General features: G+C 64.8%; 6 protein-coding genes. 2 read left to right on the top strand and 4 right to left on the bottom strand.

Features of this window, described 5'->3' with window-relative positions; genetic code table 11:
- The 4 genes from BVER_RS13130 to BVER_RS13115 all read right to left on the bottom strand — a co-directional run.
- Positions 1-467 (bottom strand): ABC transporter permease (locus tag BVER_RS13130; RefSeq protein WP_369094831.1); only part of this gene is annotated, 467 nt, incomplete at its 3' end.
- The gene (locus BVER_RS13125) at positions 464-1,990 is read right to left on the bottom strand and encodes a sugar ABC transporter ATP-binding protein (RefSeq protein ID WP_050453666.1); all 1,527 of its coding nucleotides are present in this window, start codon (positions 1,988-1,990) and stop codon (positions 464-466) included. The genes BVER_RS13130 and BVER_RS13125, both read right to left, overlap by 4 nt.
- A gap of 32 nt (positions 1,991-2,022) precedes the next feature.
- On the bottom strand, positions 2,023-2,976 hold the full coding sequence (locus tag BVER_RS13120; protein WP_050453665.1) for a substrate-binding domain-containing protein: 954 nt from the start codon (positions 2,974-2,976) through the stop codon (positions 2,023-2,025).
- Between the two features lie 70 nt (positions 2,977-3,046).
- Complete coding sequence (locus BVER_RS13115) at positions 3,047-4,447, bottom strand: FAD-binding oxidoreductase (protein ID WP_050453668.1); 1,401 nt, start codon at positions 4,445-4,447, stop codon at positions 3,047-3,049.
- A gap of 235 nt (positions 4,448-4,682) precedes the next feature.
- On the opposite strand from BVER_RS13115, the gene BVER_RS13110 reads away from it, so the two are divergent.
- Entirely contained in the window at positions 4,683-5,312 is a 630-nt protein-coding gene (locus BVER_RS13110; protein WP_050453664.1) for a glucose-6-phosphate isomerase family protein, read from the top strand.
- A 286-nt stretch (positions 5,313-5,598) separates the two neighbouring features.
- Positions 5,599-6,225, top strand: coding sequence for a hypothetical protein (locus tag BVER_RS32545; RefSeq protein ID WP_198155248.1), 627 nt, complete (start codon positions 5,599-5,601; stop codon positions 6,223-6,225).
- Positions 6,226-6,289: the final 64 nt, after the last annotated feature.

Below are 6,289 nucleotides of genomic sequence, written 5' to 3'. Positions count from 1 at the left end.
AAAAAGAATATAGGGCCAAGGCCCAGACGAACGATCGCGCGCAGCAGCCAGCGCAGGTTGTAGCCGGCCGCACACAGCACCGCATGCAGCGCGTCGCCGGTTTGCCCCTTGAGCCAACAGCGCTGCAAGGTCGCGAGCAGGGCGAACCACAGGCCATGTTCGGGAATCAGCAACGCGCACAGCACGCTGCCGAGAGCGGCGACCGATCCCACCGACAAGTCGATGCCGCCCGTGAGCACCACGAGCAGCATGCCCACCGACATGATGCCGACGCCCGCCACCTGCCGCGAGATGTTGGCGAGATTCGGCACCGAAAGAAAGTCGCTCGATACGAACGATGCCGCGATCACGAGCACGACGAGGATCGCGACCGTATTGAAGCGGCGCGCGCTGGCCCACCACGAGGCGGCCGCCGCGCGATGCGTGCGCGCGTTTTGCGATTCCGGCGTGACGGCGCTTTGATTCATGATGTCATCTCCGCATGGGTATGAGTGAGCGAGGTTGCTTCGCCGGCCTCGCGTTGCAGCGACAGCGCGAGGATGCGTTCCTCGCTGTAGTCGTCCGGATTCAGTTGTCCGCGTATGCGGCCTTCGCCCATCACCAGAATGCGGTCGCACAGGTCCATCAGTTCCTGATGATCCGAGGAGATCACCAGCACCGCCTTGCCGCGCTCCGCCAGTTGATTGACGAGCGTATAGATTTCGACTTTCGCGCCGACATCGACGCCGCGCGTCGGTTCGTCGAGGATGATCAGGTCGCCGTCCGCGTGAAACCACTTCGCCAGCACGACCTTCTGCTGATTGCCGCCGGAGAGCGTGGAAACATCGGCGTCCATCGAACGCGCCTTGATGCGCAGCGATTCCATCAGCTTGGCCACCGACGCGCGTTCGCGCCGGAACGCGAGCCAGCCGAACGGCCCGCTCACGGAATCGAGCGAGGCGAGCGTCGCGTTGATGCGGATCGGCATGGCCAGCACCGCGCCTTGTCCCTTGCGATCCTCCGGCACGAAGCCGATGCCCGCGCGCACGGCGGCCATCGGCGAGCGCGCATTCAGCGTCTTGCTCTTCAGTTCGATACGGCCGGCATCGCGCTGATCCGCGCCGAAGATGAGCCGCGCCACTTCCGTGCGGCCCGAACCGATCAGGCCGCCGAGTCCGACCACTTCGCCCGCGCGCAGCGAGAATGAGACATCCTGCACGGCGCGGCCGCGCGTCAGTCCTTCGACCTTCAGCACGTCCGCGCCGAGCGCCGCGTGGCGTTCGGGAAACAGCACGGAAAGCGGCCGCCCGACCATCTTGCGAATCAGTTCGTCGCGCGTGATATCGCCGGGCGCGACCGTATCGACGCGCTTGCCGTCCTTGAGCACGGTGATGCGATCCGCGATCGCGAACACTTCTTCCAGCCGGTGCGAGATATAGACGATGCCGACGCCGCGCGCTCTCAGATCGCGCACGATATCGAGCAGGCGGTTGGCATCGGACGGGGCGAGGGCGGCGGTCGGTTCGTCGAGCACCAGCAGCTTCAACGTGCCGCTCAATGCCTTGGCGATCTCGATCACCTGACACTGCGCCGCCGACATCGTTTCGACCAGCGCCGCCGGATCGATCTCGAAGCCGAGACTTTCGATCAGCGCACGCGCCTTTGCGCGCAACGCGCGCCAGTCGATGACGGCGGGCATCGCGCCGAGAAACACGTTCTCCGCGACCGACAACGTGGGCGCGAGCGCCGTCTCCTGATGAATCACCGCGATGCCTTCCGCAAGCGACGCATGCGGATTGCGGAAGGTGATCTCGCGGCCTTCCACCTTGATCGTGCCCGCATCGGCCTGATGGCCGCCGCCGATCACGCGCATCAGCGTGGACTTGCCCGCGCCGTTCTCGCCGACGAGCGCGTGGACTTCGCCCGCGCGCACGTCGAAGTCGATGCCCTCGATGGCATGCACGCCGCCGAATCGCTTGGAGATGCCCGCAAGGGCGATGAACGGAAGCATGGAGTCGTCCTCCGGCGCGCGCGCGGCGTGCCTCAGAAAATCGCCTTCGGGTTGTAGAACTTGTCGACGTTGTCCTTGCTGATGACCGCCGACGGCGTGTACGAAATCTTCGGCACGTTGACCGCTTGCCCTTGCGCCGCCTTCACGCCGATATCGACGGCCGTGCGCGCCACCAGCGCCGGATCGTTGAGCGCGGTCGCGCCGTACTTGCCCTGCTTGATGAGCGCGAGCGCTTCCTTCTGGCCATCCGCCGCCGCGACCAGCGTGATGCCCTGACGATTCGCGCTTTCGATCGCGCGGCGTGCGCCGAGCACCATGTTGATGTCCTTGTTGGCGACCAGCAGGTCTTCCATTGCCTTCAGGCCGCCTTCGTCGGACCAGTTGCCACAGCCTTGCCCGACGACCTGCACGTTGACCTTGCCGGTCTTGGCGAGCTGCGCTTCCATGATTCCTTCGAGCACGCCGTCGCGGCGTTCGCGGCCGACCGGATTGCCCTTTTCGCCGGAGATGAGCGCGATCTTGAGCGGCTTGTCGCCCATCGTGTCGACGACCCACTGGCCGACCATCGAACCGTTCTCGCGATTCGACGACTGCACCAGCGTCAGATAGTTGGCCTTCGGATCGAGCGTACTGTCGATCACGACGACCTTCACGCCCGCGGCGGTCGCGGCGTTCACCGCGTTGACGAGTCCCTTCGGATCGGCCGGATCGATGATCAGCACCTTGATGCCGCGCGTCACGAGATCCTCGACATCGGAAATCTGCTTCTGCATCTTGCCTTGCGCGTCGGCCACGATCACGTCCTGGCCGAGTTCGGTCGCGCGCGCTTTGGCGGATTCCATCGCGGCGGCGAAGTAGGGCGCGTTGAGCACCTTCATCGAGATGCCGACCTTCATCTTGTCGGCGGCGAATGCGGACGACGACAGGGCGACGGCGGCCACCGCGAGGGCGATCGCACCGGCGGCTTTCTTCATGAGACGGGACATGTCTCCTCCTTTATGTGCGCGAACGCGCTTGGGTGATGGGTGTGACGCGCTTGGCGTGCGACGGGGTGGTTCATGCCGGCAGCAGCTTGCCGGGATTGAGCAGATTCAGCGGATCGAGCGCGTGCTTCACGGCGCGCATCGCGGCGAGTTCGGCGGGCGTGCGCGACAGCGCGATCACGCCGAGCTTCTTCAGTCCGATGCCGTGTTCCGCCGACACCGATCCGCCGAATTCCGCCGTCACGCCGTACACGACGGCCTGCACGCGCGGCGCGGTATCGGCCGGCCAGTCCGGTTCCTGCACGACGATATGCAGATTGCCGTCGCCGAGATGGCCGTAGATCAGGATCGTCGCGCGCGGCCACTGTTCGCGCAGTTGCGCTTGCGCATGACGCGCGGCCTCGCCGACATCGGCGATCGAAAAGCTCACGTCGAAGGACACGCGGCCGGGAATCAGGCGCGGATACTCGCCGGGCGCATCGCGGATGGCCCAGAACACGGCGGCATCGGCTTCGCTGGATGCGAGCGCCGCGTCCGCGATCACGCCGCTTTCCAGCATGTCGCTGAGAAAATCCTCGAAGGCTTCGGCCTGACGCTCCGGGTCCGCGCCGCTGCTTTCCAGCAGCACGTAATAGGCGTGCCGTTCGGCGAGCGGCGCGCGCAGTTCCGGCAAACGTTCGAGCACGAAGTCGTAATAGCCCGGCCACATCACTTCGAAGGCGGAGACGCCTGCGGGCAGGCGTTCCTGCGCGGCATGCAAGAGCGTGGTGACGGCGTCGTAACTCGTCGCGCCGCAGAACGCGGTGGAGACGGCGCGCGGCTTCGGGCGCAGCCGCAGCACCGCGCGCGTGATGACCGCGAGCGTGCCTTCGCTGCCGATCAGCAGATTGCGCAGGTCATAGCCGGTGTTGTTCTTGATCATCTTGCGCAGGCCGCCGACCACGTTGCCGTCCGCCAGCACCGCTTCGACGTCCAGCACCTGCTCGCGCATCATTCCGTACTTGATGACGCGATTGCCGCCCGCATTGGTCGCCAGATTGCCGCCGATGGTGCAACTGCCGCGCGCGCCGAGATCGAGCGGAAACATGAAGCCCGCATCGTCGGCCGCTTCCTGCACGGTTTGCAATGGCGTGCCGGCGAGCACGGTCATCGCCGATCCCACGCGGTCGATGCTCTCGATGCCGCTCATGCGCTCCAGACTCAGCGCGACCTCGCCGCCCAGCATGCATGCGCCGCCCGCGAGTCCGGTCAGCCCGCCTTGCGTGACCACCGCCTGCCGATGTTCGTGGCAGATGCGCAGCGCCGTCGCGACCTGTTCGGTCGTGCGCGGCCGGATCAGCGCGACGGGATCGGCGCTCGGCGTGCGACTCCAGTCCGCGTGCTTGCGTCCGGCGAAGTCGGCCGGCAGCGACACCACGTCGGCGCCGAGCGCATCGCGCAGCGCCGCGACCGCCGGCAGTTCTGAGTCGTGCATGGTTGTCTCCGGAAGGACCGTTTTCAGCGCGGAACGGCGTCTCGCCATGCGCGCTGACGGCTTCAAAAAATAATTAGTTTTATGAATTTTTATAGATCGTATAACTATCGTTACTTTGCTGTGAAGCAGCATATTCTCGGAAAAACCGGGTGATAAATCGATTAAACTTATCTTTTAACTTTACTATAATTAACTTTATAATCGTTATGACATTGATTCCCCGGAGACACGATTCATGAACTGGCCTGAACCGCGCGCGTTCGACGTCAATCTGGAGACCGGCCTCATGGACGGCACCGACACGCGCTATCGCAAGCATCTGAAAGACTTAGCCGGCCTCTATGCCGACGCCTTCGCCGCGCTGGCGGCGCTTCGCGGCGACGATGTGGTGTACGACGTGACCGACCATCGCCCGAGCGCGGCGCCCGGCGATCTCATCACCGGCGTCACGCGCATGAGTCCGGGCAAGGTCGGCGACGAGTTCTTCATGACGCGCGGGCATATCCACGCGAACATCGACCGGCCGGAGCTGTATTTCGGGCTGAAGGGCTATGGGCTGATGGAGTCGCCCGACGGCGACACGCGCATCATCGAGATTCGGGCGAACACGGTGTGTTACGTGCCGCCGCGCTGGATTCATCGCTCGGTGAATCTCGGCAGCGAGGATTTCGTGATGCTGTTCTGCTATCCCGCCGATTCGGGTCAGGACTACGCGATCATCGAGCAGTCGAACGGCATGAAGCTGCGCGTGGTCGACGACGGCGCGGGCGGCTATCGCACCGAGGCCAATCCGGCGTATGTCGAGCGCAGCGGCGCGGACATCGCCATGCTGATCGAACGCGCAAGCGAAGGAGCCACGCGATGAGTTACGAACCGGCGCGCCGCCCGACTTTCTATTTCATCGGCGTCACGACGGCGCAGAGTTCGATCATGCGGGTGTTTCCCGCCTGGGCGAAACATCTTGGCTTGGGCGATGTCGAGATCAAGGGCATCGACTTTCAGCCGCATGCGAGTCCCGACGCGTATCGCGAGGCGGTGCGTTTTCTGCGCGACGATCCGCTGTCGCTCGGCGCGCTCGTCACGCGCACAAGATCGACCTGTACGCCGCCTGCCGCGACCTGTTCGACGAGATCGACGAATACGCGCGCATCATGGGCGAGACCAGTTGTCTGTCCAAACGCGACGGCAAGTTCGTCTGCCACGCGAAAGACCCGATCACCTCCGGCCTCTCGCTCGACGGCTTTCTGCCGCCGCAGCATTTCGCGCAAACCGGCGCGGAAGTGTTCTCGATGGGCGCGGGCGGCTCGACCATCGCGCTGACCTGGCATCTGATGCAGACGAGCCGCGGCGCGAACCGGCCGTCGAAGGTGATCGTGTCGAACCGCTCGGCCGGGCGGCTGGAGGAGATCGAGCGGATTCATCGCGAACTCGATCTGGGCGTGCCGTGCGAATACGTGATCGCGCCGCGCCCCGAGGACAACGACGCGGTGCTCGCGCGTCTGTCGCCGGGCGCGCTCGTGATCAACGCGACCGGGCTGGGCAAGGATGCGCCGGGCTCGCCGCTGACGGATGCGGCGAGGTTTCCCGAACGCGGCATCGTGTGGGATCTGAACTATCGCGGCGAACTGGTGTTTCTCGATCAGGCGCGCAGGCAGGCAGGAAAGTGCGCGGCAGTTGCAGGTCGAGGATGGCTGGACCTACTTCATCTACGGATGGACACGGGTCATCGCGGAAGTGTTTCATATCGACATTGCGTCGAGCGGTCCGGCATTCGATGAAATCTGCCGTATTGCCGCCGATGCAGGCAAGCCCGCGCCGCGCGCGGCATCGTAAAGCACTCTG

Source organism: Candidatus Burkholderia verschuerenii (genome assembly GCF_001189365.1).
Classification (GTDB): domain Bacteria; phylum Pseudomonadota; class Gammaproteobacteria; order Burkholderiales; family Burkholderiaceae; genus Caballeronia; species Caballeronia verschuerenii.
Note: the sequence above shows the minus strand (reverse complement) of the source record. Positions and strands in the feature narration are given on the sequence as shown.